The organism is Candidatus Binatia bacterium (genome assembly GCA_023150935.1).
GTDB lineage: Bacteria > Desulfobacterota > Binatia > HRBIN30 > HRBIN30 > JAKLJW01.
The window spans coordinates 1-683 of record JAKLJW010000126.1; the positions used below are offsets into that span (position 1 = coordinate 1).

Here is a 683-nt window from a genome sequence, read left to right on the forward strand (position 1 = left end):
GATGCTCCTCACGGGCGGCGCGCGGCTCGGCGTCGCCGACCTCCCCGCGGACACGCCGGCCGCCGCCCCCCGGGCCCCCCTGAGCATGCGTCCGATCGCGGACGTCGAGCGCGAGCTCATCCAGAACACGCTGAAGGACGTGGAGGGCAACCGTACCCGTGCCGCCGAGGCGCTCGGAATCTCGGCAAGGACGCTCTACCGCCGGATCAAGGAGCTGGGCCTGTCATAAAGGCGTGCCACATCGGCAGGAGAGGCGAGGGGGCTCCGGGGGCATCGCGGCCCACAAGTCGTTGTCGGGCAATGGGTTGCGTCGCCCGAGCCGAGTCTGGCACCTGATATGCGCTCCGTCGTCGCATGGCCAAGGTCTCGCAGAAAGTCATCGGCATCGATCTCGGCACGACCAACTCGGTCGTCTGCGTCTTCGAGGGCGGCAAGCCCATCGTGATCACGAACCCCGAGGGGGGGCGCACGACGCCCTCGGTCGTCGCGTTCACCGACTCCGGCGAGCGTCTCGTCGGGCAGGCGGCGAAGCGCCAGGCGATCGTCAACCCGCGGCGCACGATCTCCTCGATCAAGCGGTTCATGGGCCGCCGGCACGAGGAGGTGGCGTCGGAGGAGAAGCAGGTCTCCTACGAGCTCGTCGGCGCGCCGAAGGACCCGGTCAAGGTGAAGATCGGGGACAA

General features: G+C 69.3%; 2 protein-coding genes. Both read left to right on the forward strand.

Features of this window, described 5'->3' with window-relative positions:
* The coding region (locus L6Q96_23295; GenBank protein ID MCK6557474.1) for a sigma-54-dependent Fis family transcriptional regulator at positions 1–229 on the forward strand (229 nt) is incomplete at its 5' end.
* Positions 230–354: 125 nt separating this feature from the next.
* Positions 355–683: Hsp70 family protein (locus tag L6Q96_23300; GenBank protein ID MCK6557475.1), on the forward strand; the 329-nt coding region annotated here is incomplete at its 3' end.